Origin of the sequence: Synechococcus sp. TAK9802 (assembly GCF_014279535.1) — a bacterium.
GTDB lineage: Bacteria > Cyanobacteriota > Cyanobacteriia > PCC-6307 > Cyanobiaceae > Parasynechococcus.
The window spans coordinates 303,964-330,701 of sequence record NZ_CP047937.1 but is presented as its reverse complement, the minus strand read 5'-3'; the positions used below and the strand labels follow the sequence as shown (position 1 = coordinate 330,701).

The following is a 26,738-nucleotide window of genomic DNA, read 5'->3' as shown; positions in this document are numbered from 1 at the left end:
GCTTCTTGGCTTTTCGCCCAACTTCACTTTCTTCCGGACATGCTCGTCAGTCGGGGTCGCAACCCCAACGCCTCCGAAGTGATCGGCCAGCTGATCACCAACCCTGGGCTCCGCAGTCGCGTGCTCACCACACTCGGCCTGCTGTTGTTGGTGCGTCTTGGGATCTACATCCCAATGCCCGGAATCGATCGGGAAGCGTTCAAGCAATTCATCGATCAAGGCGGACAGCTGATCGGTTTTCTCGACATCTTCACCGGCGGCGGGATCTCCACCCTGGGCATCTTTGCCCTGGGGATCCTGCCCTTCATCAACGCCTCGATCATCCTCCAGTTGCTGACCGCAGCGCTGCCGCAGCTGGAAGACCTCCAGAAGAATGAAGGCGAGGCTGGCCGACGCAAGATCGCCCAGATCACCCGTTATGTGGCGCTCGGTTGGGGTCTCGTCCAGAGCGTCGTCTTCGCCATGATCCTGCGCCAATACGCCGTGGAAGGTCTAAGCGAAGTGACCTTTGTGGTGCAGACGGCACTGGCCCTGGTGACCGGCTCGATGGTGGTGATGTGGCTGAGTGAAGTGATCACGGAGCGAGGCATCGGCCAGGGGGCTTCCCTGGTGATTTTTCTGAACATCGTCGCCACCCTGCCGCGCACCCTCGGCGCCACGATCGAAGCCGCTCAAACCGGTGACCGGGACACCGTGCTGGGCATCATTGTTCTGGTGCTGGTGTTCCTGGCCACGATCGTTGGAATCATCTTCGTGCAGGAGGGAGCTCGCCGTATCCCCATCGTCAGCGCCAAGCGCCAGGTGGGTGGAGCAGGTGTGCTCCCCACGCGTCAGAGCTATCTACCGCTCAAGCTGAATGCCGGCGGTGTGATGCCGATCATTTTCGCTTCAGCCCTGATTTTCCTGCCGGTCACTATCGCCAACCTCACCAAGAGTGAGTGGTTGATCCGTGCGGCCAGTGCCCTGAATCCTGGGGCAGGGAACCCCTGGCCATACGCACTCACATTTTTTGCGTTGATCCTGGGCTTCTCTTATTTCTATGCCTCTCTCACTGTGAATCCCGCTGACATCGCCACCAACCTGAAACGGGGTGGTGTGGCGATTCCAGGCGTTCGCCCCGGCAGCGCCACGGCCACTTATCTCTCAGGAGTCCAGAACCGCCTCACCTTGCTGGGTGGTCTGTTCCTCGGCGCCGTCGCCATCATTCCCGCGGCCGTCGAACGCGCCACGAATGTGCAGACCTTCCAGGGGCTTGGCGCCACGTCACTGCTGATCCTTGTCGGTGTGGCCATCGACACGGCCAAGCAGGTGCAGACCTATGTGATCTCACAACGCTACGAAGGCCTCGTTCGCCAGTGAGCGCTGCTGGGCAGCGCACCCTCCGTTCACGTCACCTCACGCTTACGCAACCATGAAAAATCGCTTGCTCTTTCTTGGCCCTCCCGGAGCCGGCAAAGGCACCCAAGCCGCTCGGCTGTGCGATGCCAACAGCATGAAGCATCTGTCCACAGGCGATCTGCTGCGCTCTGAAGTAGCAGCCGGCAGCGATCTGGGCAAAGAAGCTGAAGCGGTGATGAACCGCGGCGAACTGGTGAGCGACGCCCTTGTGCTGGCGATTGTGGAAAGCCAGATGAAGGCTCTCACCACCGATGGCTGGCTGCTGGATGGGTTCCCGCGCACGGTGCCCCAGGCTGAAGCACTCGAACCCCTGCTGGCCGAATTGCAGCAACCCATCCAGGCCGTGGTTCTACTGGAGCTGGATGACGCCGTTTTGATTGAACGGCTGTTGGCCCGCGGTCGCGCCGACGACAACGAAACGGTGATCCGCCATCGCCTGGAGGTTTACCGCGAGAAAACCGCACCCCTGATTCGCTTCTACAGCGACAAGGGTCTCCTGGTTTCCGTCCCCGCCCAGGGCACAGTCGAGGAGATCACCAAGCGGATCGAGTCCGTTCTCGGTTGACCGGCATGTTAACGTTACCGTTTGGAAATTTGGAGAGCCACGCCTCATGAAGGTGCGCAGCTCAGTGAAAAAAATGTGTGACAAGTGCCGGGTGATCCGTCGCCACGGCAAGGTCATGGTCATTTGCGCCAACCCCAAGCACAAACAGCGCCAGGGCTGATCCCCCGCTGTTCTGAAACATTCCTCGCCTCCAGGACTTCGGAGGCATCTGTCCTTTTCAACTAAACGAACGTGGCACGGATCGCCGGCGTTGACATTCCCCGCGACAAGCGGATCGAAGTGTCCCTCACTTACATCTACGGAGTTGGTCTCACCCGCTCACAGGCCATCCTGGCCAAAACCGGCGTGAACCCCGACATCCGGGCGAAAGATCTGGAGGACGGAGATCTTCAGAAGCTCCGCAACGCCATGGAGGAGTACACCCTCGAAGGCGATCTGCGCCGTCAGGAGGGTATGGCCCTCAAGCGCCTGCAGGACATCGGCTGCGTCCGTGGCCGTCGCCACCGCATGAGCCTTCCCGTTCGTGGCCAACGCACCCGCACCAACGCCCGCACCCGCCGCGGCGCGCGGAAGACTGTGGCCGGCAAGAAGAAGTAAGTCCTCTACATCCTTATCCCTGACTGCATACGGCCATGGCTAAAACCGTCAAAAAATCCGGCCCCAAGAAGGCCAAGCGCAACGTCCCGAACGGCGTCGCTCACATCCAGAGCACCTTCAACAACACCATCGTGTCCATCACCGACACGGCCGGTGAAGTGATTTCCTGGTCGTCTGCAGGTGCCAGTGGTTTTAAGGGTGCTCGCAAAGGCACTCCCTTCGCGGCTCAAACCGCTGCAGAAGCAGCAGCACGTCGCGCCCTTGACCAAGGCATGCGTCAGATCGAAGTGCTGGTGAGGGGTCCTGGCTCAGGCCGTGAGACCGCCATCCGTGCTCTCCAGGTTGCTGGCCTCGAAATCACCCTGATTCGCGACGTCACCCCTCTGCCCCATAACGGTTGCCGCCGGCCCAAGCGCCGCCGCGTCTGAACCGAGCTGATTTCCGTCCGGTTTCTCCCTTTACCCCGATTCAGACCGTGTTGCAGTACCAGATTGATCGCATTGAGCATCAGGTGGCCGAGGATCGCGCCCAGTCCGGCGTTTTCCTGATCGGTCCCCTCGAGCGTGGCCAGGCCACGACCCTGGGCAACGCGCTGCGCCGCGTGCTGATGGGTGGGCTGGAAGGCAGTGCTGTCACCGCCATCCGGATTGCCGGTGTCAATCACGAATACGCCACGGTTCCTGGGGTCCGTGAAGACGTTCTCGACATCCTGCTGAACTGCAAGGAGCTCACCGTCAACAGCCGTTCGGCCGAACTCGAGATCGGTCGTCTCGTGGTGGCTGGTCCCGCTGAAGTGAAGGCCGGAGATCTTCAGTTCTCCTCTCAGGTGCAGGTGGTGGACGCCGATCGTCCGATCGCCACCGTGGCCGACGGCCACAGCCTCGAGCTGGAAGTGCACGTTGAGCGCGGCGTTGGCTATCGCCCTGTGGATCGTCACAACGAAGAAACCAGTGCCATCGATCTGCTCCAGATCGATGCCGTGTTCATGCCCGTGACCCGGGTCAACTTCACCATCGACGAAACCGCCGTTGCCGAAGGCGGTTCGGCTCGCGAGCGCCTGCGGATGGAGATCGTCACCGACGGCTCCATTACCCCCGACGACGCCCTGGCTCAATCAGCCAATCAATTGATTGAGCTGTTCCAGCCGCTGGCCACGGTCACTCTCGTGGAGGAAGTTCCTGCTGAACCCGAGCCCTCGGCGGAAGCACAGATTCCTCTTGAGGAACTGAACCTTTCGGTTCGCGCCTACAACTGCCTCAAGCGGGCCCAGGTCAACTCCGTGTCTGACCTGATGGGCTTCAGCTACGAGGATCTTCTGGAGATCAAGAACTTCGGTTCCAAATCCGCTGATGAAGTGATCGAAGCCCTCGAGCGCATCGGCATCTCCATCCCCCAGAGCCGCACTTCTGCATAACTGCAGAACGGCCTGAACGTCCTTTTTCGTCTTCGTCACCGACAGAACCATGCGTCATCAATGCCGAGTTCCTCAGCTGGGACGTCCAGCTGACCAGCGCAAGGCAATGCTGCGCGCCCTGACCACCCAGCTGATCCGCGAAGGTCGGGTCACCACCACCAAGGCACGGGCCAAAGCGCTTCGCGACGAAGCCGAGCGCATGATCACCCTGGCCAAGGACGGCAGCCTCGCCTCCCGTCGCCGGGCCATGGGTTACATCTACGACAAGCAGCTGGTGCATGCCCTGTTCGACAAGGCTCCCAACCGCTATAGCGATCGCAAGGGTGGCTACACCCGCATCACCCGCACCGTTCCCCGTCGTGGCGACAACGCCGAGATGGCCATCATTGAACTGGTCTGATCAGACCTCACGTCAGTTCTGACGTTTGAACACCCAACCCTCGTCTGCAGGTCCTGAGCCAGCGTCCCTTCAGCGGATCGCGCTCAGCCTTCAGTACGAGGGTTCTTCGTTTTGTGGGTGGCAGCGCCAACGCAACGGTCGCAGTGTTCAGGCCGTGCTGGAGGACGCCATCGCCCAGCTTGATCCGCACCGACCGGTGCAGACCTTTGCCGCCGGTCGCACCGATGCCGGCGTTCATGCCGCCGGTCAGGTGGTGCACTTCGACTGCAGTGGGCCGATCCCAGCTCGCAAATGGGCCCCGTCCTTGAACGGACGCCTGCCGAGCACCATTCGTGTGCGCGAATCCGTCGCCCGTCCCCTGGATTGGCATGCCTGTTATTCCGCCACCTACAGGCGGTACCGGTACACGATTCACAACGGGCGCCGCCCCAATTTGTTTTTAAGCCCCTGGAGCTGGCACCGTTACCAACACAGGCTGGATGAGTCCCGCATGCGGGACGCTTTGAGCAGCATGCTTGGTCTGCACGACTTCAGCGCCTTCATGAAGGCAGGCAGCCGTCGCGCCCATGCCCGAACCACCGTGCAGGAGGTGCTCGTGGAGCGCCAAGGCGATCTTCTGCGGGTTGAGATTCAGGCCAGTGGTTTTCTGTACGGCATGGTTCGCCTGCTGATGGCCCAGTTGGTGGCCGTTGGCGAGCACCGTCTCAGTGTTGCCGCCTTTGAACAGCGCTGGAGGGAACGACGACGCCATGAGGTGAAAGAGGCGGCGCCGGCCACGGGCCTCTGCCTGCTTCGGGCTGGCTATGCCGAGCCCATCTTCACCAAAGCCGGCTGGTACGATTGTCAGCCGTGGTTTTTTCTGGCCGAGAGCGATCCGCCTGCGGATCCACCCTCAACGCCGGGATAAACGGGCCTCTACTTCGAAAGCTGCCCAACTCACTGGAGCTGGAGGGCCGAAGAGTAAGCTCGATCTTTAGCCCCGTCAGGTCCAGTCCTGGACCGACCCCTTTGCCCAGTTCCGCTTCTTCAGGCGGGACATAACCGAACCGGCATGCCGGCGCGATGAACAAGACCTCTCTCCCCCCGATTGATTCGATCGACCGCCAGTGGTACGTGGTGGACGCTGAGAATCAAACCCTCGGCCGTCTGGCCACTGAAGTGGCCGCCGTGCTGCGTGGCAAGAACAACCCCAGCTTCACCCCCCATCTGGACACCGGTGATTTTGTCGTCGTCGTGAACGCCGAGAAGATCAAAGTCTCCGGCCGTAAGCCCCAGCAGAAGCTGTACCGCCGTCACTCCGGTCGTCCCGGCGGCATGAAGGTGGAAACCTTCGAAGCTCTGCAGGAACGGATCCCCGAGCGGATCGTGGAGAAGGCCATCAAAGGCATGCTCCCCCACAACGCCCTGGGCCGCCAGATGTTCCGCAAGCTCAAGGTCTACAAAGGCACCGAGCATCCCCACGCCGCTCAGAAGCCCCAGCCTCTTCAGCTCAACCCCTCCGCATCCGCCCAATGAGCAACAACTCCGTCGTCTACTGGGGCACCGGTCGTCGCAAGACCTCTGTCGCCCGTGTTCGTCTCGTCCCCGGCAATGGAACGATCACCATCAATGGTCGTCCCGGTGACAACTATCTGAACTACAACCCCTCGTACATCGCAGCGGTGAAGGCTCCCTTGGAGACCCTCGGCCTCAGCAGCGAGTACGACATCCTCGTCAACGTTCACGGTGGTGGACTCACCGGTCAGTCCGGCGCAATCAAGCAAGGTGCAGCCCGCGCACTGTGCGAACTGTCGGCCGACAACCGCAAGCCGCTGAAGACGGAAGGTCACCTCAGCCGCGACCCCCGTGCCAAGGAACGCCGCAAGTACGGCCTCAAGAAAGCCCGTAAGGCTCCTCAGTTCTCCAAGCGCTGATTTTTTTACCGATGCCAAAGCCCGACATTCATCCCACCTGGTATCCCGACGCCAAGGTGATCTGCAACGGCGAAGTGGTCATGACCACAGGCGCCACCCAGCCGGAAATCCACGTCGACGTCTGGAGCGGCAACCACCCCTTCTTCACCGGCACCCAGAAGATCCTCGACACCGAGGGTCGTGTGGACCGCTTCATGAAGAAGTACGGCATGGGCACCAAGAAAAAAGGTGCCGACTCTGCCAAGGCCGAGTCCAAGGCCTGAGGGTGAGAACGGGGCATGGACGCCTCGACCTTGTTCACACGGCTGGAAACAGCCACAGCCAGCTTCCGCAACCTCGAGCGGCAGCTGGCTGATCCTGATGTGGCCGCTGATCCGAAGCGGCTTGAATCGATCGCACGGGAGCGATCAAGACTTGAGCCACTCGTGCTCGACTTCGAGGAACTCCAGAAGCTCGAATCCGAGCGTGATTCCGCACGTCAGCTGCTGAAAGACAGTCGCGGTGACGCTGCAATGGAGGAGCTGGCGAAGGATGAGTTGGCCATCCTCCAAGAACAGCACGAAACGCTGACCGAGCGGCTCACCCTGGCTCTGCTGCCGCGGGATCCCCGCGATGAGCGCAGTGTGATGCTGGAAATTCGTGCCGGCGCAGGCGGCGACGAGGCCTGTCTCTGGGCCGGTGATCTGGCACGGATGTATGAGCGGTACAGCCAAAAAGTGGGCTGGGCCGTGCAATCCATCAGCTGCACCGAGGCCGACCTGGGTGGGTTTCGCGAACTGATCCTGTCGGTGCGTGGCGACAGCGTCTACAGCCAACTGAAATTTGAAGCGGGAGTGCATCGGGTGCAACGGGTCCCGGCCACGGAATCCCAGGGTCGGGTCCACACCTCAACAGCCACGGTGGCCGTGATGCCCGAAGCCGATGCCGTGGAAGTTCAGCTCGACCCGAAGGATCTCGATATCAGCACAGCGCGTTCAGGCGGTGCTGGGGGGCAGAACGTCAACAAGGTGGAAACAGCTGTGGACCTTCTCCACAAACCCACGGGCATCCGCGTGTTCTGCACCCAGGAACGCTCCCAGCTGCAGAACCGGGAACGGGCCCTGGAGATCCTGCGCGCCAAATTGTTGGAGCGGGAGCAGGCGGCTGCTGCAGAACGCGAAAGCAGCGACCGACGCGCCCAAGTTGGCAGTGGTGACCGCTCCGAAAAAATCCGCACCTACAACTACAAGGACAACCGAACCACAGATCATCGGCTGGGCCGAAACTTCACCCTTGAACCTGTGCTGGAGGGCCAGCTGGAGGACCTGATCGGTGCCTGCATCGCCGAAGAGCAACGTCAGAAACTCGAAGCGCTGAGCGATCAGGCCGAGGCCTGACGGTCAAGCACCGATCACGTATTTCGCCCATTCCTGGTGATGACCGGAATGGATCTGGCGCCGGGCCTCAAAACTGAGGCTGCTGGCCGGTCGCCGCGGCACATGGCGCAGAGGCATGGCGGCTTCCTTCGGAGTTCGATTGCCTTTGCGCACATTGCAGCTGAGGCAAGCCGTGGTCACGTTCTCCCAGGTGTCGCTACCTCCCCGACTGCGGGGCATCACATGGTCGATGGACAACTGATTGTCACGACTGCCGCAGTACTGGCAGGTGTGGTTGTCCCGCTGGAAGAGGTTGCGACGCGTCAGGGGCAGCTGACGAAAGGGAACGCGAACGTACTGGCGCAGGCGGATCACCGTTGGCAGGTGGGTACCCTGACGCAGTTGCCGACAGGGGTCGTGTTCCAGACTCTCGGCCTTGCCCTTCAGCATCATCACCACAGCCCGTCTCCAGGTGGTGATATTGAGCGGCTCGTAGGACGCATTGAGAACGAGAACCTGGCCCATGCCAGCTCACTCAATCATGGTCATGCTATCGGGGATGTGAAGCTGTCTCGGTAGCGCCGAGCACCGCCTGTGATTCCGGAGCTGAATCCACGTCAGCGCGCCTGGGTGGAGGTTTCACCTGCAGCGATTCGGGCCAACGCCAGGGCGCTCTGCCAACACCTCGGTGCTCGTACCCAACTGATGGCGGTGGTGAAGGCCGATGGCTACGGCCACGGCGCCGAGACGGTGGCACGGGCTGCCCTTCAGGGGGGAGCCACCAGCCTTGGCGTGGCCACGCTGCAGGAAGGCCTTGAGCTGCGGCGGGCCGGCCTGGAAGCACCAGTGCTGTTACTCAGCAACCTCAATGAACCGGAGGACCTGCGCACCTGCCTGCACTGGCGGTTGATGCCCACCCTGAGCAGCCTCAGGGATGCCCAGCTCTGCAACGCTCTGGCTGCCGAGAGCGGTCGATGTTTCGACGTGCAATTGAAGATCGACACCGGCATGGCACGGCTGGGCTGCTCCCTCAGCGAGGGACATCAGACCGCGGCGGAGCTGAACAGCCTGGAACACCTCAATCTGGAGGGCATCTACAGCCATCTGGCCTGTGCCGATGAGCCGAACGATGCCTTGACCAGCCTCCAGCAGGAGCGCTTCGTGAGCATGCTCTCGGCCCTGCCCCAAGCGGGTTCCGGCATCACCCGCCATCTGGCCAACTCGGCAGGGACCCTGCTCAACCGGGAGCTGCACCACGACCTCGTGCGCGTTGGATTGGCCCTGTACGGCCATGCCCCCGCCAGTCATCTGAGCAACGTCATTCCCCTGCAACCCGCCCTGGCGGTTCGTGCCCGGGTCAGCCTGATCCGCGACGTGCCCGCCGGCACTGGAGTCAGCTACGGCCATCGCTTCATCACCCAGCGCCCCACGCGGCTTGCGGTGGTCGGGATCGGCTATGCCGATGGTGTTCTGCGGTCCCTCAGCGGGCACATCCAAGCCTTGCATCGCAATCGCCAGCTGCCTCAGGTGGGAGCCATCACGATGGACCAGCTCCTGCTGGATGCCACCGATGCAGCTGAGCTGGAGCAAGGCGACATCGTCACTCTGCTGGGCCAGGACGGCGACCTGGAATTAAGCCCTCAAAGCTGGAGCAACCACTGCGGCTCGATTCCCTGGGAGATCCTCTGTGGTTTCAAACGACGTCTGCCCCGCGTTGAAGTCTGACCACCTGCCCAGCACTTGGTACTCTGGTTGCGCCGCTGGAGAGGTGGCTGAGTGGTTGAAAGCGGCTCCCTGCTAAGGAGTTACAGGAGGCAACTTCTGTCGAGGGTTCGAATCCCTCCCTCTCCGTTCCAAGTCCATCATCTCAATCCGCCGGTTCCTCTGAGCTGGTGAACAGGTTGAGTTGCCGTGCCAGCTCCGGCAAAAGCGATGCGTCCCTGGCGCGATCAGGCCCCGTGGTGAACACCACCAGCAAGCTGGGCGGCTGCTGTTCAGACGCCTGGAACCAGGCGGCGTCATGACGGGCCTGACTCATCCAGCCGGCCTTGCTCCACAGCAGAGCGTCCTCAGGTAGGCCTTCGCCGAGGAAGCCATCCACCTGGTTTTCAGGATCAGCGCGACGCTGCTTTTGATCGAGCGAGCGCCGCAACAGACCCTGCAGCCGACGACAGGCCGGTGGCGAAACCACCGCACCGGTCATCACCGCCTCCAGCATCCGGGCTGTCGCAACCGTGGACAAGCCATTGCGGTTGCCGTTGTCGGCCCCATAGAACATTTTCTCCCGGCCATAGGGACCATCACCCCAGGTCTTCTGGCAGCAATTCACCGCCTCAAGTTCCGGCCAGGCCAGGCTCTGCAACCAGCCATTGATCAAGCGACGCTGCTGCGTCCAAAGCTCCCAGCGTTCGCCATGGAGGGCAGGGCCGCTTGTGGTGCCTGTGAGCAGATCCACCACAAGCCCCGTGGCATCGTTGCTGGAATCGGCGATCATGTCGCGCATCGCGCGCCGCAATTCGTCGCTCTCAGGGATCAGGTCACGTTGCAGCCACTGCTCAACAGCGACGGCATAGAACAGCTTCACCACGCTGGCCGGATAGAGGATCCGGTCTTGGTTCCAGGAAGCACCACGGCCCTGACCCGCCTCCGGTGCAGCTTCGTCGTACCGCACCCAGGTGATCGCCAGGCTGTTGCGCAGCCCCGGGCGACCGTCGGCATCGAGCCCATCGAGGGCCGCCTCAAGCCGAGCCGCCATTGCGGGATCGGGACGGTAGAACGCCATAGCGATTCGATTGGGCCATGGCGACGTTAGGCACCCTGCTGGCCCCGGACCTGATTCAGACAGGCTCCAGTTGGCAGCTGTGCGCTGACGTGAATGGTTATTCGCGATCTGACGGCGCGAGTCTGACCACTCAGGCCTGTCGTGGACGCCGTTTTCGCATTCTGGAGAGGCAGCCCAAGAGGATCGCTGTTCAGCTGCTGGAGGATGGCTACCGCTGCTGGCTCGAACTCGAGGCGGTTCTGGGGCGAGCTGAGCGATGCGCAGCCTGGCGACCGTCGCCGCTGAGCGCGACGGAGATTGAACGACGTCTGCCTGGCGTCCTCGCCTGGAGCGAAACCGCCCAGCAGCGTCCCAATGTCTACCTCTGGGGAGGCACCACAGAACCGGACATGGATTGTTCCGGTCTGATGCAGATGGCCTTCGCCAGCCAGGACATTTGGATTCCGCGAGATGCCTATCAACAGGAGCGGTTCTGCCAACCTGTTGCAGCTCTGCCCGACGATCACAGCCTGCTGCGCCCTGGAGATCTGCTGTTTTTTGGCACACGGCAGCGTTGCACCCATGTGGGGATCCATCTCAGCGAGGGCCGCTACCGCCACAGCTCAGGCCAGGACCATGGGCGCAATGGGATCGGCATCGACAGCTTGCACAGCAGCGATCAACACCCGGTGGCTTGCCACTACAGGGCTGAATTCCGCGGCGCAGGCCGTGTGGTGCGTTGCCATGACGGATCGCATCTCTCCTGACGCTGGCAGGCGGATGAACCGCGCCCCTGCTTAAGTTGAGCGACTTGCAGCGCGACCGGCATGAGTGCACCCCTGAATCTCTCGGTGGTGGTGCCGCTGTACAACGAAGAGGAAAGCCTGCCTCATCTGGTTGAGCAGCTCCTTTCAGCACTGCGTCCAAGCGACGAGGCGTTTGAACTGGTCCTGGTCGACGACGGATCCAGCGACCGCACCGCGAACGTGCTGGCCCAGCTCAGCGCCGAAGTGCCCGAAGTGGTGGCTGTGCTGCTGCGCAAGAACTATGGCCAGACCGCAGCCATGGCGGCTGGGTTTGATGTGGCTGGCGGAGAGGTGATCGTCAGCCTCGATGGAGATCTGCAGAACGATCCAGCCGACATTCCCATGCTGCTGGCCAAACTGCGAGAGGGGTACGACCTCGTCAGTGGCTGGCGCCATCAGCGCCAGGACGCCGCCCTCCAGCGCAAACTTCCCTCCCGGATCGCCAACCGCTTGATCGGCCGGGTAACCGGTGTGCGGCTGCATGACTACGGCTGCTCCCTCAAGGCCTACCGCCGCGAGGTGCTCTCAGACATGCGGCTCTATGGGGAGCTGCATCGCTTTCTTCCCGCCCTGGCCTTCATCGAGGGTGCACGGATCACCGAAGTGAAGGTGAACCACCGGGCGCGTCAGTTCGGCAGCAGCAAGTACGGGATCGATCGCACCTTCCGTGTGCTGATGGATCTGCTCACCGTCTGGTTCATGAAGCGTTTTCTGACCCGGCCGATGTACGTGTTCGGCTTCGGGGGGCTGCTGGCCATCGCCGCCAGCCTGATCACCAGCACCTATCTCCTTGTGATCAAGGTGATGGGAGGCGACATTGCCAATCGCCCACTGCTCACCCTGGCGGTGGTGCTTGGCTTGGCTGGCATTCAATTGTTCTGCTTCGGGCTTCTGGGCGAACTGCTGATCCGCACCTACCACGAAAGCCAGGATCGCCCCATTTATCGCATCCGCGAAACATTGCGCGGCGGCCGAGCCGGCTGACGGATCGGGGCAGCGGCCGGCGCGCCACGGAACGGTGCGATCGCCGCAGCAGCTGCTTCCACCACACGCGCATCGCTGTCACGCAGCGCCTGGCGCAGCAGGGGCAGCGCCGAACGGTGTCCCCAGCGGGCGGCCAAACGAACGGCGCGCAAACGCTCCTCGAGTCCAGCCTCCATATCAGCCTTGAGACGACGCTCCAGGGCAAGACGCTCCAAGGGACTGCTCGGCGCCGTCCAGGACTCCAGGGAAGCATCGGCGGATTCCCCATCAGCAGCGGGGTCAATCACCAGTTCCAACTGGGCACGATTGATCTGTGCGACACGGCTGGCATCCGTACTGGAAAGCATCGGCTTCACCGGCTTCCTGCGCAACCAGAGCACCACCGTGAGCAGCACGACGGCACCGGGAAGGAGAACGTTCTGCATGCGGATTGAACTTTTATGTCGCCGTCGGGGCCTAAAGCAGGCCGTCAGAACGGTCCTACTTACAGTAGCTGCGAAGCTTTTGGCCTCGACATGACTGGAGATTTCGCTGCTGCCTGGCTGCCTGCGATTTTCGTGCCCATCACCGGAATCGTGTTCCCCGCAGTGTTCATCGTCCTTGTTGGTCGAGTGATCACCGCTGCCGAGTGACCGCGACCTGCGGACCGTTTCAACCCCTCAGCACTCGTACCTCATGACCGTCACTCCTGCTGCTGATCCATGCGTCGGCAACCTTGCGACACCCGTCAACAGCGGCTATTTCATCAAGGGTCTGATCAACAACCTGCCTCTGTACCGCCCCGGAATTTCCCCGAACTTCCGTGGCCTAGAAACCGGTGCAGCCTTCGGTTATCTGCTCTACGGCCCCTTCACCATCTGTGGTCCCCTGCGTGCCACGGAATACCAGCAAACCGCTGGCCTGCTGGCTGCCATCGGCGCCGTGCACATCCTCAGCCTGCTGTTCCTGCTCTACAACCAGCCCGGCAAGCAACCCAACATCCCCCCTGCAGATGTGACGGTTGAGAATCCCCCCGCCGACCTGTTCACCCGCACCGGCTGGGCTGACTTCACCAGTGGGTTCTGGCTGGGTGGTTGCGGCGGTGCCGTTTTCGCCTGGTTCCTCTGCAACACCGTTCACGTGCAGGAACTGTTCAAGATCGCTGCTGGTGTCTGGAGCGTCGGCTGAAGCAGTTCACTGAACCCTCTGACAAAAACCATTCATCCCCCGGTTGCCTGATTCCAGGCGATAGGGGGATTTTTCCTGGCAGGATTCATTCACATTTGAGACGCCCCGGTGCGGTCGATCTCCCAGCCGTTTCTTAGGCGGCCGGTTCTGACGGTCGTCTGCAGCCTGCTGATCCTTTTGGCGGGCTGCACGGCGTTGTTCGGCCTGGGACTGGAGGATCTTCCGCCCCTCGCTCCCACCCGCGTGAGTGTGAGCGCCAGCTTCCCGGCGGCTTCACCGGAGGTGGTGGAGCAGAGCGTGACCCGGGTATTGGAACAACAGCTGAATGGCCTGGAAGGGGTCGAAAGCATCAGCTCAACCAGCAGGCAGGGCGGCGCCAGCATCTCGTTGCGCTTCAACGCGGGTGATCCCGAGCTGAATGCGATCAAGGTTCAGAACGAGGCGAACCTGGCCAGCCGCCGGCTGCCCCAGGCCGTGACGCGCCAGGGGCTCCAGGTGCGGCGCTCCTCGGAAGACCTGTTGATGATCCTGGGGTTCAGCCACCCGCCGGATCAATACGTCCCCACCTTTCTCACGGGCTGGCTGGACCAGACCCTTCGGGACGCGCTGCTCAGCACACCAGGCATCGGAGATGTGCGGATCTTCGGCAGCAGTGAACTCTCCTATCGCCTTTGGTTGGATCCGCAACGCCTCGAACAGACCAACCTCACCCTTGGCGATGTCAGCCGAACCCTGGCTGAACAAAACGTTTTGGCTGCCGTTGGCAGCATCGGGGCTGCCCCAGTTCCAGAGGGCCAAGTGCTGAGCCTTCAGGTGGAAGCGGAAGGACGTCTTCGCAGCCAATCGGATTTCGAGAATCTCGTCCTGCGCCGACTCGACAACGGCGGGCTGCTGCGCCTCAAGGATGTAGGACGGGTTGCCCTCGGACAGCGCAACTACGGACGCAAGGCCATGAATCTGGCTGGCGAGCGTTCGGTGGCCGTGGGCATCTACCAGCGCGATGGGGCCAATGCCCTGGAGGTGAGCAGGGCGATCAAGCGCATGCTGAAGCAGTTGGAAGCGAGCTTTCCCCCGGGCATCGAGGTCTCAATGATCGTGGATATGGCCGACACGGTTCAGGCCAACCTCGATCGCACCTTCATCACCTTGCGCGATGCCGTGCTGCTGGTGCTGGTGGTGCTGGTGCTGTTTCTGGGCCGCTGGCGTCTCGCCCTGATCCCTGGCCTTGCCGTGCCGGTGGCGTTGGTGGGAAGCCTCAGTCTGGTGAAACTGAGCGGTTCCAATCTCAACAGCCTGATCCTGTTTGGCCTGGTGCTGGCCACCGGGATCGTTGTGGATGACGCCATCGTCGTGAGTGAAGACATCGCCGGACGCATCGAACGGGGCACACCCCCCGAACAGGCGGCCGAAGACGCCATGGCCGAGTTAGCAACGGCCGTTGTGGCCACCTCATTGGTGCTGGCAGCCGTGTTCCTGCCCGTGCTGCTCATTCCTGGATCGATCGGACGCCTCTATCAACCGATCGCCCTGGCCATCAGCGGAGCGATCCTGTTCTCCACCCTGAATGCGCTCAGCTTCACCCCAATGGCCTGCGCCCGGGTGCTGGGCCCAGGAGGCGGCCGTCTTCCTGGGGCCATCGGCAAGCTCAGCCGCTGGCTTCGGCAGGGCATGCAAATCCTGCAATCCCAATACGCGAAACAACTCGAGCACTGGCTGCAGCACAAGCGACGCATCGCCCTTGTGCTGCTGAGCGGCCTTGTCATCACGGCCTCAGGCTTGGCGGTGATGCCAACGGCGTTCATCCCCGATGACGACCAAGGCCAGATCCGCGGCTACTTCACCCTCCCCGATGGTGCCAGCCTTGAGCGCAGCGTGGCCGTGATGGACGACATCCGACGGGTCGTCAGCGAAGAGCCCCTCGTGCGCACCGGCAACTTTTATGCCGGCAGCTCCTTCGGACAGAGCGGAGAAGACCGTGGCTCGTTTTACCTACGCCTGCAGCCACGCAAGGATCGACCTGGCAAAGAGCAGAGCAGCAACGCCATCAAACGCCGTCTCAACCGAAAGATTCAGCAACGGGTTGGTGAGGCCAGGGTCGTGCTGATCACCCCACCAACCGTGCAGGGATTCAGCGGTGAGTCAGGACTTTCGCTGGAACTGCTGGACCGCAGCGGAGGGCAACTCAGCCTGGAGCAATTCGGCCAAGTCGCCCAGAATTTCATCCAGACGGCCAAGGCGACAGACCGGTTTGAACGGGTGAGCACCCGCTTTGATGCCAGCTTCCCCCGCTGGCGGCTGGAGCTCGACCGCGACCAACTGGCTGCTCTCGATCTCGACTACGGCGCAACCCTGCGGGAGATCGGCACCGCCTTCGGCGGCCGCTACATCGATGACACCTACGACGACGGTCGCATCCGCTCGATTGTTCTGCAGCTGGAAGGCAGCGAGCGACGTCGGCCGGAAGACCTCACCGGGCTGATGGCGCGCAACCGCAGCGGTGAGCTGGTGTCGGTGGCCAGCGTGGCCAGCCTGACCCGCGAGGAGGGCGTCAACAACATTCGCCACTACGGACTCAACCGGGCCATCCGGATCACGGCCATCCCGGCGCCAACGGTGAGCAGCGGTGAAGCCATCGATGCCCTCACCCAGGCCGGCGATCGCATTGGAGGCAGCAACATCGGCCTGGCCTTCACGGGCCTGGCTTTGGAGGAACAACGGGCTGGGCAGGTGACCTGGGTGCTGTTCGCCCTTGGCGTGACGGTGGTCTATCTGCTGCTGGCCGCTCTTTACGAGAGTTTTATTGACCCGTTGATCATCCTGCTCACGGTGCCGATGGCCCTGCTCGGAGCTCTGATCGGCTTGAAATTGCGGGGCCTTCCACTGGATGTTTACGGCCAGATGGGACTCCTGGTGCTGGTGAGCCTGGCGGCCAAAAACGGAATTCTGATCGTGGAATTCGCCAACCAGCGGATGGCAGCAGGCCTGGCCCTGCGCGAGGCCGTTGTGGATGCAGCCGTGAACCGGATGCGCCCCATCCTGCTGACAGCAGTCACATCCCTGGCGGGTTTCCTGCCCCTTCTGTTTGCCCAGGGCACGGGAGCCGCCAGCAGGGTCAGCATTGGCACCGTGGTGTTCAGCGGACTGCTGGTGGCCTCGTTGCTGTCCCTGTTTGCCGTCCCTGCCGTCTATCTGATGCTGAAACGCGATCGAAGGCCCACCGCGTAGGGTGCGATCTCGATCCAATGGTTCTGCTGCTGAAGGGAACGATGACCATCACCCCACGGGCGACAACGGCAACCAGTTCCCAGGCGCAGTTCTTCGATTACGCCTCAGCAGCCAATCCCCTGCAACAGGGGCTGATCAGCACGATCCCCTACCGCAGCTTTTCGGCCAGTTTTTTTGATCAAGCCGGAACGGCCCTGGAACCTCTTGATTTAAGTGCCGACTTGCACTGCGAAGGTCCGGCCACCGGTCCATCGCTATGCGGCAACTTCATCCGACTGGATCATGGATCCCTGCGCACCCATGCGGATGCGACCAGTCAGTTGTTCTTCGTGGCCCGAGGCCATGGGCAAACTGAAGCCTGCGGTCAAGTTTTTCACTGGAGCGAGGGAGACACGTTCGTGCTTCCGGCGGGCGGTGAAGCCATTCACAGCAGCGACACCCATGCAGGCCTGTATTGGGTGCACGATGCCCCCTTGCTTCGTTATCTGGGGGTGAGCACCGTGAAACCGGTGTTCGAACCCTGCTTCTACAGCCATGAGGATGCTCGCGCGCAATTAGATGCCATCGCAAGAAATCCCCGCGGAGCCAACGCCAATCGCGTGAGTGTGCTGTTGGGAAACAACGCCTTCCCTCAGACGCGCACCGTCACCCATACCCTCTGGGCCATGTTGGGAATCCTCCCCGCAGGCCAGGTGCAGCGCCCCCACCGACATCAGTCGATCGCCCTTGATTTTGCGGTGGCCTGCCAACCGGGTTGCTACACGATGATCGGCACCGAGCTGGACGAGAACGGGATGATCCGCAATGGGCACCGGGAAGACTGGGCAGCCGGCGCAGCCTTCGTGACACCGCCCGGCTACTGGCACTCCCACCACAACGAATCCGGAGCCGACGCCTACGTGCTGCCGATTCAGGATGCCGGCCTGCACACCTATCTGCGCACCCTCGACATTGCCTTTAACAACAGAGGCCGGGCTGATTTAAGCAACACCCCGTAGCCAACCCAAGCTCAACGGGTGAGCAGTTGGTGGTTCACCGAGGTCAGGGCACCGTGTTCTGAATAGCGACGTGAAATGCGCTCGAGGCGCGTTGCACTCGACAGCCAAAGCGCTTCGATGCAGAAGGGCTGGTGCGGATCAATCTGCGCTGGCGCCAAAAAGGCTCCTCCATCCGGCAAAAAGATCCAGCGATCAAGATCGCCTGCGGCAAAACAGATGTTGTCCCCTGGCGAGGGGAGATCGCAACGCCAATCGCCGATCAGCTGATCTACCACCAAGGGGGGACATTCCACCGCTGCACTTCCAGCGAGGAACTCACGGATCAGCACGATCCGATCCAATCGCCCCGCACCATCCCACAGCAGCACCAGGCGGTGACGGCGTTGGTGATGCAGGAACCCGAACTCGGCGTAGAGCTTGGCCCAGGTGGACCGGTGCAGCGTCCCCCTTGAAAAACTGCCGGTGCCGAAGACCCCCATGTCGGGATCCAACCGCGTGAAGCTTTGAACGATCCGCTTTTCTGGCTCACCTGCAGGCGGTTGATGGGGAGAACTCGATCCCGCTTCCTCGGGCCAGAGCAGCAGGGTCAGATTCAGTGGCACACCGGAGGGTGCCGGTTCGAGCCTGAGCAGGGAGGGCTGACGCTTGGTGCGTTGAAGCGTCCGGTCCATGCTGTCGAACCAGCCGCGCCACTCACCAACGTTGCGCTGCAGGTGCTCCCATTCGCCCACGTTTAGCCAGATCCCATCGAGGCTTGACGCTAGGCAAGGCCCAGACCAAGACGAGAACAAAAACCCGGTCCAAGAGAACCACTCCGAAGAACAGGCGACAAAAAACCCCACCCGGCGGACCGAGTGGGGACGTTTGAAACGAGGAACGACTCGTCGCGGGTTAATTCAGCAAGGAATTAACCGAATTTCCCTGAAGTCGAGGCAATCAGGAAGGCGGCGTACGTCAAGACATAGCCAACCGTGAAGTGAGCCAAGCCGACGACACGGGCCTGAACGATGGACAGTGCCACAGGCTTGTCGCGGTAGCCCATCATGTTGGCGATGGGGCTGCGCTGGTGAGCCCAGACGATGGTCTCGATCAGTTCCTGCCAGTAACCCCGCCAGGAGATCAGGAACATGAAGCCGGTGGCCCAAACCAGGTGTCCGAAGAGGAACATCCAAGCCCAGACGGCGAGGTTGTTGCTGCCGAACGGGTTGTAGCCGTTGATCAACTGGGAGGAGTTGAGCCACAGGTAGTCGCGGAACCAGCCCATCAGGTAGGTGCTGGATTCGTTGAACTGGGCCACGTTGCCGGACCAGATGGCCAGGTGCTTCCAGTGCCAGTAGAAGGTCAGCCAACCCACGGTGTTCAGAGCCCAGAAGACAGCCAGGTAGAAGGCGTCCCAGGCAGAGATGTCGCAGGTGCCGCCACGGCCGGGGCCGTCGCAGGGGAAGGAATAGCCGAAGTCCTTCTTGTCGGGCATCAGCTTGGAGCCGCGAGCATCCAGGGCACCCTTCACAAGGATCAGGGTGGTGGTGTGCAGACCCAGAGCAATGGCGTGGTGAACCAGGAAGTCACCAGGGCCGATGGGCAGGAACACATCGGTGTTGCCATTGATCGCGTCCAGCCAGTAGTGCTCACCAGGAATGTTCTGGGCAGCAAGGCTGGCGGAGCTGGAGGCGTTGGAGAGCAGCACGTCCATTCCGTACATGGCCTTACCAGAGGCGGCCTGAACGAACTGGGCGAACACAGGCTCAACAAGGATCTGCTTCTCGGGGGTACCGAAGGCAACAACCACGTCGTTGTGGACGTAGAGGCCGAGGGTGTGGAAACCGAGGAACAGGGAGACCCAGCTCAGGTGGCTGATGATCGCTTCCTTGTGCTCGAGCATCCGGGCCAGGACGTTGTCCTTGTTGGCTTCGGGGTCGTAGTCACGGATGAAGAAGATCGCACCGTGGGCGAAGGCACCACACATCAACGCGATGGCGATGTACTGGTGGTGGGTGTACAGGGCTGCCTGAGTCGTGTAGTCCTTCGCGATGAAGGCATACGACGGCATCGAGTACATGTGCTGCGCCACGAGGCTGGTGACCACGCCGAGGGAGGCGAGAGCCAGACCAAGCTGGAAGTGCAGGCTGTTGTTGATGGTGTCGTAGAGACCCTTGTGGCCAGCGCCGAGGTCACCAGGGGTGCCCTTCGGGGGGTTGTGGGTTTCGAGGATCTCCTTGATGGAGTGACCAATACCGAAGTTGGTCCGGTACATGTGGCCGGCGATCACGAAGAGGCAACCGATGGCCAGGTGGTGGTGGGCGATATCCGTCAGCCAGAGGGCTTCTGTCTGAGGGTGGAAACCACCGAGGAAGGTGAGGATGGCGGTGCCGGCACCTTCGGAACTACCGAAGACCTGATTCAGAGAATCGGGGTTTTCGGCATACACACCCCAGTTGCCGGTGAAGAAGGGTCCAAGACCGGCGGGGTGAGGCAGAACGTTGAGGAAGTTGTCCCAACCAACGTGCTGACCGCGGGCTTCGGGGATCGCAACGTGAACCAGGTGACCGGTCCAGGCGATGGAGCTGAAGCCGAAGAGGACAGCGAGGTGGTGGTTCAGACGCGATTCAGCGTTTTTGAACCAGGCCAGGGAAGGACGGAACTTGGGCTGCAGGTGCAACCAGCCGGCGAAGAGGGCCCAAGCCGACAGGATCATCATGAAGATGGAACCCTGATACAGCTCGGCATTCGTCTTCATGCCGATCGTGTAGAACCAGTGATAAAGGCCTGAGTAGGCGATGTTCACCGGGGAGGAAGCACCCGCTTGGGTGAAGGCGTCAATGGCGCCTTGACCGAAGTGGGGATCCCAGATTGCGTGAGCGATGGGGCGCACGTGCAGGGGGTCGGCGACCCACTGCTCGAAGTTGCCCTGCCAGGCGATGTGGAACAGGTTTCCCGAAACCCACAGGCCGATGATCGCGAGGTGACCGAAATGGGTGGAGAAGAGCTTCTGGTAGAGGCGCTCCTCCGTCATTCCGTCATGGCTCTCGAAGTCGTGAGCCGTGGCGATCCCGTACCAAATACGGCGGGTTGTCGGGTCCTGGGCCAGACCCTGGCTGAACGAAGGGAATTTCGTTGCCATTAGAGGGAGAGGTCAGGTGAGGTCAGCCGACCACAAGAATGTGGGCGTGGAAGAAGGCCCACGTGGTCGCAATTCCGCCCAAGAGGTAATGGGCAACACCCACGGCACGGCCTTGGATGATGGAAAGAGCACGGGGCTGGATGGCGGGAGCCACCTTCAGCTTGTTGTGAGCCCAGACGATGGACTCGATCAGTTCCTGCCAGTAGCCGCGGCCACTGAAAAGGAACATCAGGCTGAAGGCGAACACGAAGTGGGCGCCGAGGAACATGATTCCGTAGGCGGCTGTGTTCGAGCCATAGCTGTTGATCACCTGAACGGCCTGAGCCCACAGATAGTCACGCAGCCAGCCATTGATGGTGATGGCACTTTGGGCAAAGTTGCCGTTGGTGATGTGCGCGACGGAACCATCGGCATTCACCGTTCCCCAGATGTCGCTCTGCATCTTCCAAGAGAAGTGGAAGATCACGATTGACAGGGAGTTGTACATCCAGAACAGGCCCAGGAACACGTGGTCCCAAGCGGAGACCTGGCAGGTGCCACCACGACCAGGACCGTCGCAGGAGAAGCGGAAGCCCAGGTTGGCCTTATCAGGGATGAGGCGGGAGCTACGGGCGTACAGGACACCCTTCAGCAGGATCAGCACCGTCACGTGAATCGTGAAGGCATGAATGTGGTGAACCATGAAGTCGGCGGTGCCGAGCGGCATGGGAGCAGCGGCAACCTTGCCGCCGACGGCGACAACGGAACCGTTGAACACTTCACTCACACCCGCGAGGGCGTTGGGAGCCGTGCTGCCGGCAGCTGCGGCATGCACGTTCTGAATCCACTGAGCAAAGATCGGCTGAATGGAGATGGCCGAATCGCTGAACATGTCCTGGGGACGCCCCAGGGCACGCATGGTGTCGTTGTGGATATACAAGCCGAAGCTGTGGGCTCCAAGCCAGATGCAGACCCAGTTGAGGTGACTGATGATGGCGTCGCGAGCCTTGAGCACCCGATCCAGCACGTTGTCGATGTGCTTGGCGGGGTCGTAATCGCGAACCATGGCGATGGCGGCGTGAGCGCCGGCGCCAACGATCAGGAAACCGCCGATCCAGATGTGATGGGTGAAGAGCCCGATCTGGGTGGGGTAATCGATCGCTTGATACGGATACGGAGGCATCGCGTACATGTGCTGAGCAACGATGATGCTCACTGAACCGCCGATGGCGAGGTTGACCGCCAGCTGGGCATGCCAGGAATTGGTCATGAAGTCGTAAAGACCGTCGTGACCGTTGGTGGCAGGGAACAGCAGGGGATCACCCTTCTGACCTTCGTGGATCTCCTTGATGGAGTGACCGATGCCCCAGTTGGTCCGGTACATGTGACCGGCAACGATGAACATCACGGCAATCGCCACGTGGTGGTGGGCGATGTCGGTCATCCAGAGGCTTCCCGTTACAGGATTCAAACCACCCTTGAAGGTGAGGAAATCGCTATAGGCAGCCCAGTCGCCGGAGAAGAAGGCGCCGACACCAGCACTGAAGCCGGGATACAGCTGCGCCAGCAGGTCCTGATTGAAGAACTCGTGGGGCAGCGGAATGTCTGCAGCCGAAGCGATGGTCTTGCCATTCAGCACCAGCGGTTGGCCGGCGTCGATGGCATCCATCAACTTGGTGACAGGAGCGGACACGTGGATGACGTGACCAGCCCAGGACAGTGAACCGAGACCCAGCAGACCTGCCAGGTGGTGGTTCAGCATCGACTCAACGTTTTGGAACCACTCCAGCTTCGGCGCAGCCTTGTGGTAGTGGAAAACACCGGCGTTGAGCATGAGGCCGGCCATCACCAGGGCACCGATGGCCAGAGCCATGAGCTGGGTTTCGCTGGTGATGCCCCAGGCCCGCCACATCTGGAAGAGGCCTGAGGTGATTTGGATGCCTTGGAAACCGGCACCCATGTCGCCGTTGAGGACTTCTTGGCCGAAGACGGCCCAGACCTGCTGGGCGCTTGGCTTCACATGGGTGGGGTCAGCAAGCCAACCGGAATAGTTGGAGAAGCGGGCGCCATGGAAGAAGGCACCGCTGAGCCAGATGAAGATGACGGCCAGGTGGCCGAAATGGGCGGAGAAGATCCGCCGAGAGACCTCTTGAAGGTCGCTCGTGTGAGCGTCGAAGTCGTGAGCGTTGGCGTGAAGGTTCCAAACCCAGGTGGTGGTTTTGGGACCTTTCGCGAGAGCTCGGTCGAAGTGTCCGGGCTTGCCGAACAGCTCGAAGGTTGCTGGATTGTCAACCTTCTCGACCTGGCTTTTCGCGTCACTCCCACGCTCAGGTGGGCTGATGGTCATCGAGTCGTTCCTCGAGGGACGGGTTTCGAGGTGGTGGGCCACCCCTCCGAAGGGCCGAAGCCAATCGGGGCCCCGAACACGAATTCGCAAGGAATCAGCGTTCGGGCGTCAGCACAGCGAAGAGGTCGAAACCCCTTGTCTGCACTGAAGCTGGGGCCCCAAAGAGGGGACCGCTGGCGGAAGCATAGGGGCGGAGAAGGGGGTTAAAGGGCCCTGAGTTACAAAGGTTCAATCCCGTGGCGAGCCAGTCAGCGACAGGCGTCTGCAGAAGGCTGAGAATCAGCGAAACAACAAAGATCTCAGGCAGTGAGAAATACAATTTCACGCATATTTCCTTCCTAAATAACTAAAACTCTGACAGTGAAGGGCGGATTGTTCAGAATGATCGGATCTGTTCATGCCCGATGCATCGCCCTGGCCTGAAGTCGATATGGGCTGTTCTGCTGGCAGCAGTGCTGCTTCTTGGTGCCGGCTTACCTGTTCATGCGCGCCCTGGATTCTTCAATCGCGATGCAGGGTCCGCTGCCAAACCGCTGCCGAGTTCAGCCCCCAGCGGGAAACTCCAGGAAGTGGCTCCTCCAGGGGCAGTGCAACAGCTGCGCCAGAAGCTGCAACAGCACCGCCCCTCCCTGCGGCTGATCGATCCAAGCAACGACAGCATCGTTTCTTCTGACGCCCTTGAGCTGCGTTTCGAAATCGACGACTGGCCCCTCAGCAGCGACCCCGAATTGGGCCTGGGGCCCCATGTGGTGCTCCAAATCGACAACCGCGCTCCCCTACGACTGAGCAAAAGCGATGGAAACCGCCTGAAGGTCCGCATCGATGACCTGGAGGCGGGCAGTCACCGGTTCAGCGCCTGGGCCTCTTACCCCTGGGGAGAAGCCGTTCAAACACCGGGGGCCTCAGTCCAGGGACGCGTGCACCTCTGGCAAAAACTGCAGGGCACACAACCTGAACGTGATGCCCCCTGGCTGGTCCCTGTCTCACCAGCCGGAGAGCAGGGCCTGCAACCCTTGTTGGTGGATTGGCTGATCTGGAATGCCCCACTGCAAAACCTGCGGGAGGGCGATGGACGCTGGCGACTCCGCATCAGCATTGATGGGGACAGCTTTTTGGTTGATCACCAGGAAGCCCTTTGGCTCAAAGGATCAAACGGCTCAGGCAGCCATGACATTCAGATGGAACTGCTGAATGGGCTGGGCGAGCCAATTACACCGGTCTTCAACAACCAGCTGATTCATCTGAAAGCCGCATCCGGTGCCAAGCCGGGCTGGATGCGCCCACGCCTCACCGAAAGCCAGCTCGCGCGCCTGAGCGGCTCCCCTGAGCCTGACGTTCTGGAGGTGGTCGAATCCTCGCCAGAGCCTCCTCAAAAGACGGAGGAGAAAAAACAGGAGAAGACAGAACAGCCCCGAGACCTTCCTCAGGCAGAGCTCAATGCAGAGGTCGTCGTCAAGGACGAGGTTGAAACCAAGGCCAAGGCCACCCCCGAGCCCGCGGCACCAGAGGAAAACGAAGAGCAGGATCCTGAGCCACCCCTTGTTGAACAGCCGCTTGCTGAGCAGCCACCTGCTGAACAGCCATCCAAATCAGAAGCTGCTCGGCCCACCCCTCCCACTCCCGCCCCGGGTGAGCCAGCGGAGCCTCAGGAGCCAGCCGACGAGGAACCCAAGCTGAAGCCAAGCAGCAGCCTGGGAGGATCAGCCCGTGAGTTGCTCAATAGCGATGGGCGCTTGCGCAAGCCCTGATCCGGATTTCCTGCCCTGAACCCCACATCTGCCGCTCCCGCTCTGGGCCTAGGACTGAGCCCCAGCGCCATGCCGCTGTTGGAGCGTTTGCTGCTGCGCGGCCACATCGACCGGATCAAGCCAGCCGATCAAGACATCAGCACCGCCCTTGATGGGCACTGGACGGCAGAGAACGTTGTTTTGTTCGTGGGCGCCGTGGGAGCAGTGACGCGCCTGATTGCAGCTCGGATCCAAGGCAAGGAGAAGGATCCAGCCGTTCTGGTGCTTGACCCGAAAGGAGAATTCATCATTCCGCTGTTGGGAGGCCATTCCGCAGGGGCCGAACAACGCGCCCGGGAAATCGCCATGGATCTCGGCGGGCAGGCGGTGATCACGGGCGCCTGCGCCCATGGAGGACGTCTCCCCCTGGATGCCTTTGGCGAGGGCTGGGGCTGGAAACGCAGCGGATCAGTGGCCCATTGGCGCGATCTGATGGTGCAGCAATCCCAGGGATCCAGCATCAGTGTTCACCAGAGCAGTGGATCCACCGCCTGGCGAGGCCCTGAAGGCCATCCCCTGCTGCACAACATCGATCCGAATGGTGTGCCAGACGCGGCTGATCTCGTGATCGGAGCGCGCCTTCAGGGTGATTGCCAGTGGCATCCAGCAACGCTCTGGATCGGCATCGGCTGTGAGCGCAACACCAGTGTTTCGCTGGTGGAGAAGGCCATTGCCGAGGCCTTAGCAACAGCAGGACTGGCGGAAGAGGCGATCGCCGGCATCGCCAGCGCAGCGCGGAAAGCCGATGAACCGGCCCTGCAAGAGCTCAGCCGCACCAGGGCATGGCCGTTCCGAACCTTTGCGGAGCACGCCCTTGCATCCATCGACGTGCCCAATCCCTCCGAAGTGGTGCGCCAGGAAATGGGGACTGCATCTGTGGCTGAAGCAGCGGCCTTGACGGCTGCGGGCGAACAAGGCCATCTGATCCAGCCCAAGCGAATCAGCCGTTCGGGAACAGGGGAGCAGGGTGCCGTGACCGTGGCCATTGCCGAGGCCGCCATCCCCCACGCTCCAGAGAGGGGCGAGCTGCATCTGGTGGGGAGCGGCCCAGGGGATCTGTCCCTGCTCAGCGGAGACGCCAAAGCAGCCCTTTCCCGTTGCTGCGCTTGGGTTGGTTACAGCCTCTACCTCGATCTTCTGGAGCCCCTGCGCCGCCCGGATCAGATCCGATTCGATGGCCAGCTCACCCGGGAATGGGACCGCTGTGCCGAAGCGCTGCGCTTGGCCCAACAAGGGGCCAAGGTTGCTCTGATCTCCTCCGGCGACAGCGGGATCTACGGCATGGCGGGATTGGCCCTGGAGCTGCTGCTCCAGCAACCCGAGCAGGAGCGGCCCAGCTTCTCGGTGCATCCCGGCATATCAGCTTTCCAGGTGGCCGCCGCCCGGGCCGGAGCGCCACTGATGCATGACTTCTGCTGCGTGAGCCTCAGCGATCGCCTCACGCCATGGGCCGTGATCGAAAAGCGACTGGAGGCCGCCGCCGCTGGAGATTTTGTACTCGCTTTGTACAACCCACGCTCCAAGGGCCGGGACTGGCAGCTGGGACAGGCCAAGGGAATCCTGCTGAAACACCGGCCCCCCACAACCCCGGTGACGCTCGCGCGGCAGCTGGGCCGCGCAGAGGAATCCCGTGAGCTCACGAGCCTTGAGCGCTTGAAGCCGGAATCCGTGGACATGCTCACGCTGGTTCTGATCGGGAACAGCAGCAGCCGTGCAGAGGATGGCTGGATGGTGACGCCGCGGGGCTACCCCGGGGCGAGTCTCCAATGAGCGCCAGGTCTTTTTTGGCCTAGCTCAGGCCTCCATCAAGTCCAGGCAGTGCCATGCAAACCAAGAATCGGGATGACAGGATTCGAACCTGCGGCCCCTTCGTCCCGAACGAAGTGCGCTACCAAACTGCGCCACATCCCGGCACCGCAAT

At 61.7% G+C, this 26,738-nt stretch carries 27 protein-coding genes and 2 tRNA genes; 22 read left to right on the top strand and 7 right to left on the bottom strand.

The window, feature by feature from the left end; translation table 11 throughout:
- Positions 1–39: 39 nt before the first annotated feature.
- The 12 genes from secY to prfA all read left to right on the top strand — a co-directional run bounded on the left by secY (position 40) and on the right by prfA (position 7,663).
- Positions 40–1,359 (top strand): preprotein translocase subunit SecY, encoded by a 1,320-nt coding sequence (gene secY, locus SynTAK9802_RS01715; RefSeq protein ID WP_186497007.1) that lies wholly within the window; start codon positions 40–42, stop codon positions 1,357–1,359.
- A 52-nt stretch (positions 1,360–1,411) separates the two neighbouring features.
- Positions 1,412–1,963, top strand: a complete 552-nt coding sequence (locus SynTAK9802_RS01710) for an adenylate kinase (protein WP_186497005.1) — start codon at positions 1,412–1,414, stop codon at positions 1,961–1,963.
- Between the two features lie 46 nt (positions 1,964–2,009).
- Positions 2,010–2,123, top strand: coding sequence for a 50S ribosomal protein L36 (gene rpmJ, locus SynTAK9802_RS01705; protein ID WP_006850859.1), 114 nt, complete (start codon positions 2,010–2,012; stop codon positions 2,121–2,123).
- Positions 2,124–2,194: 71 nt separating this feature from the next.
- Positions 2,195–2,560: a 30S ribosomal protein S13 gene (gene rpsM / locus SynTAK9802_RS01700; RefSeq protein WP_186497004.1), complete on the top strand. Its 366-nt coding sequence runs from the start codon at positions 2,195–2,197 to the stop codon at positions 2,558–2,560.
- A gap of 35 nt (positions 2,561–2,595) precedes the next feature.
- Positions 2,596–2,988, top strand: a complete 393-nt coding sequence (rpsK, locus tag SynTAK9802_RS01695; RefSeq protein WP_006850182.1) for a 30S ribosomal protein S11 — start codon at positions 2,596–2,598, stop codon at positions 2,986–2,988.
- 47 nt (positions 2,989–3,035) lie between these two features.
- Positions 3,036–3,974 carry a DNA-directed RNA polymerase subunit alpha gene (locus SynTAK9802_RS01690; protein ID WP_114987249.1) on the top strand — a complete coding sequence of 313 codons (939 nt, stop codon included), beginning with the start codon at positions 3,036–3,038 and terminating at the stop codon, positions 3,972–3,974.
- Positions 3,975–4,023: 49 nt separating this feature from the next.
- Positions 4,024–4,374: a 50S ribosomal protein L17 gene (rplQ, locus tag SynTAK9802_RS01685; RefSeq protein WP_006851925.1), complete on the top strand. Its 351-nt coding sequence runs from the start codon at positions 4,024–4,026 to the stop codon at positions 4,372–4,374.
- 25 nt (positions 4,375–4,399) lie between these two features.
- Positions 4,400–5,281, top strand: coding sequence for a tRNA pseudouridine(38-40) synthase TruA (truA, locus tag SynTAK9802_RS01680; protein WP_186497003.1), 882 nt, complete (start codon positions 4,400–4,402; stop codon positions 5,279–5,281).
- 155 nt (positions 5,282–5,436) lie between these two features.
- Complete coding sequence (gene rplM, locus SynTAK9802_RS01675) at positions 5,437–5,889, top strand: 50S ribosomal protein L13 (RefSeq protein ID WP_114987243.1); 453 nt, start codon at positions 5,437–5,439, stop codon at positions 5,887–5,889.
- Positions 5,886–6,287, top strand: a complete 402-nt coding sequence (rpsI, locus tag SynTAK9802_RS01670; RefSeq protein WP_006849745.1) for a 30S ribosomal protein S9 — start codon at positions 5,886–5,888, stop codon at positions 6,285–6,287. The genes rplM and rpsI overlap by 4 nt, the downstream gene beginning before the upstream one ends.
- An 11-nt stretch (positions 6,288–6,298) precedes the next feature.
- Positions 6,299–6,550: a 50S ribosomal protein L31 gene (gene rpmE, locus SynTAK9802_RS01665; RefSeq protein ID WP_006851595.1), complete on the top strand. Its 252-nt coding sequence runs from the start codon at positions 6,299–6,301 to the stop codon at positions 6,548–6,550.
- Positions 6,551–6,565: 15 nt separating this feature from the next.
- A complete protein-coding gene (gene prfA / locus SynTAK9802_RS01660) occupies positions 6,566–7,663 on the top strand; it encodes a peptide chain release factor 1 (RefSeq protein ID WP_186497002.1) in 1,098 nt (365 codons plus the stop codon).
- A gap of 3 nt (positions 7,664–7,666) precedes the next feature.
- On the opposite strand, the gene SynTAK9802_RS01655 is transcribed toward prfA, so the two are convergent.
- Positions 7,667–8,167 (bottom strand): HNH endonuclease, encoded by a 501-nt coding sequence (locus SynTAK9802_RS01655; protein ID WP_114987236.1) that lies wholly within the window; start codon positions 8,165–8,167, stop codon positions 7,667–7,669.
- Between the two features lie 69 nt (positions 8,168–8,236).
- Here SynTAK9802_RS01655 and alr point away from each other — a divergent pair, with 69 nt between their 5' ends.
- Both alr and SynTAK9802_RS01645 read left to right on the top strand, forming a co-directional pair.
- Positions 8,237–9,367, top strand: coding sequence for an alanine racemase (alr, locus tag SynTAK9802_RS01650; RefSeq protein ID WP_186497001.1), 1,131 nt, complete (start codon positions 8,237–8,239; stop codon positions 9,365–9,367).
- A gap of 37 nt (positions 9,368–9,404) precedes the next feature.
- A tRNA-Ser gene (locus SynTAK9802_RS01645) sits at positions 9,405–9,493 on the top strand.
- A 16-nt stretch (positions 9,494–9,509) separates the two neighbouring features.
- On the opposite strand, the gene SynTAK9802_RS01640 is transcribed toward SynTAK9802_RS01645, so the two are convergent.
- Positions 9,510–10,424, bottom strand: a complete 915-nt coding sequence (locus SynTAK9802_RS01640; protein WP_186497000.1) for a serine hydrolase — start codon at positions 10,422–10,424, stop codon at positions 9,510–9,512.
- A 17-nt stretch (positions 10,425–10,441) separates the two neighbouring features.
- Here SynTAK9802_RS01640 and SynTAK9802_RS01635 point away from each other — a divergent pair, with 17 nt between their 5' ends.
- Together SynTAK9802_RS01635 and SynTAK9802_RS01630 are read left to right on the top strand one after the other, a co-directional pair.
- Complete coding sequence (locus tag SynTAK9802_RS01635; RefSeq protein WP_186496999.1) at positions 10,442–11,170, top strand: C40 family peptidase; 729 nt, start codon at positions 10,442–10,444, stop codon at positions 11,168–11,170.
- Positions 11,171–11,230: 60 nt separating this feature from the next.
- On the top strand, positions 11,231–12,193 hold the full coding sequence (locus SynTAK9802_RS01630) for a glycosyltransferase family 2 protein (protein ID WP_186496997.1): 963 nt from the start codon (positions 11,231–11,233) through the stop codon (positions 12,191–12,193).
- Here SynTAK9802_RS01630 and SynTAK9802_RS01625 read toward each other — a convergent pair.
- On the bottom strand, positions 12,151–12,618 hold the full coding sequence (locus tag SynTAK9802_RS01625; RefSeq protein ID WP_186496995.1) for a HEAT repeat domain-containing protein: 468 nt from the start codon (positions 12,616–12,618) through the stop codon (positions 12,151–12,153). The two genes, SynTAK9802_RS01630 and SynTAK9802_RS01625, sit on opposite strands and share 43 nt — an antisense overlap.
- A gap of 90 nt (positions 12,619–12,708) precedes the next feature.
- On the opposite strand from SynTAK9802_RS01625, the gene SynTAK9802_RS01620 reads away from it, so the two are divergent.
- The 4 genes from SynTAK9802_RS01620 (at position 12,709) to SynTAK9802_RS01605 (ending at position 17,583) form a co-directional block, all read left to right on the top strand.
- Positions 12,709–12,825: a photosystem I reaction center subunit VIII gene (locus tag SynTAK9802_RS01620; protein WP_006851672.1), complete on the top strand. Its 117-nt coding sequence runs from the start codon at positions 12,709–12,711 to the stop codon at positions 12,823–12,825.
- Positions 12,826–12,868: 43 nt separating this feature from the next.
- On the top strand, positions 12,869–13,360 hold the full coding sequence (locus SynTAK9802_RS01615) for a photosystem I reaction center protein subunit XI (RefSeq protein ID WP_011363361.1): 492 nt from the start codon (positions 12,869–12,871) through the stop codon (positions 13,358–13,360).
- Positions 13,361–13,468: 108 nt separating this feature from the next.
- Entirely contained in the window at positions 13,469–16,585 is a 3,117-nt protein-coding gene (locus tag SynTAK9802_RS01610; protein ID WP_186496993.1) for an efflux RND transporter permease subunit, read from the top strand.
- A gap of 17 nt (positions 16,586–16,602) precedes the next feature.
- Positions 16,603–17,583, top strand: a complete 981-nt coding sequence (locus tag SynTAK9802_RS01605) for a cupin (RefSeq protein ID WP_255487804.1) — start codon at positions 16,603–16,605, stop codon at positions 17,581–17,583.
- An 11-nt stretch (positions 17,584–17,594) separates the two neighbouring features.
- Here SynTAK9802_RS01605 and SynTAK9802_RS01600 read toward each other — a convergent pair whose 3' ends face one another.
- The 3 genes from SynTAK9802_RS01600 to psaA form a co-directional block, all read right to left on the bottom strand.
- A complete protein-coding gene (locus tag SynTAK9802_RS01600) occupies positions 17,595–18,314 on the bottom strand; it encodes a DUF3598 family protein (protein ID WP_255487803.1) in 720 nt (239 codons plus the stop codon).
- Positions 18,315–18,490: 176 nt separating this feature from the next.
- Positions 18,491–20,704 (bottom strand): photosystem I core protein PsaB, encoded by a 2,214-nt coding sequence (gene psaB, locus SynTAK9802_RS01595; RefSeq protein WP_114987216.1) that lies wholly within the window; start codon positions 20,702–20,704, stop codon positions 18,491–18,493.
- A 22-nt stretch (positions 20,705–20,726) separates the two neighbouring features.
- Positions 20,727–23,030, bottom strand: coding sequence for a photosystem I core protein PsaA (gene psaA / locus SynTAK9802_RS01590; protein WP_186496989.1), 2,304 nt, complete (start codon positions 23,028–23,030; stop codon positions 20,727–20,729).
- A gap of 404 nt (positions 23,031–23,434) precedes the next feature.
- On the opposite strand from psaA, the gene SynTAK9802_RS12710 reads away from it, so the two are divergent.
- Both SynTAK9802_RS12710 and cobJ read left to right on the top strand, forming a co-directional pair.
- Positions 23,435–24,778 carry a hypothetical protein gene (locus SynTAK9802_RS12710; RefSeq protein ID WP_186496987.1) on the top strand — a complete coding sequence of 448 codons (1,344 nt, stop codon included), beginning with the start codon at positions 23,435–23,437 and terminating at the stop codon, positions 24,776–24,778.
- Between the two features lie 69 nt (positions 24,779–24,847).
- A complete protein-coding gene (gene cobJ / locus SynTAK9802_RS01580) occupies positions 24,848–26,587 on the top strand; it encodes a precorrin-3B C(17)-methyltransferase (protein ID WP_186496985.1) in 1,740 nt (579 codons plus the stop codon).
- 67 nt (positions 26,588–26,654) lie between these two features.
- Here the strand turns inward: cobJ and SynTAK9802_RS01575 are convergent.
- A tRNA-Pro gene (locus tag SynTAK9802_RS01575) sits at positions 26,655–26,728 on the bottom strand.
- Between the last annotated feature and the right edge of the window lie 10 nt (positions 26,729–26,738).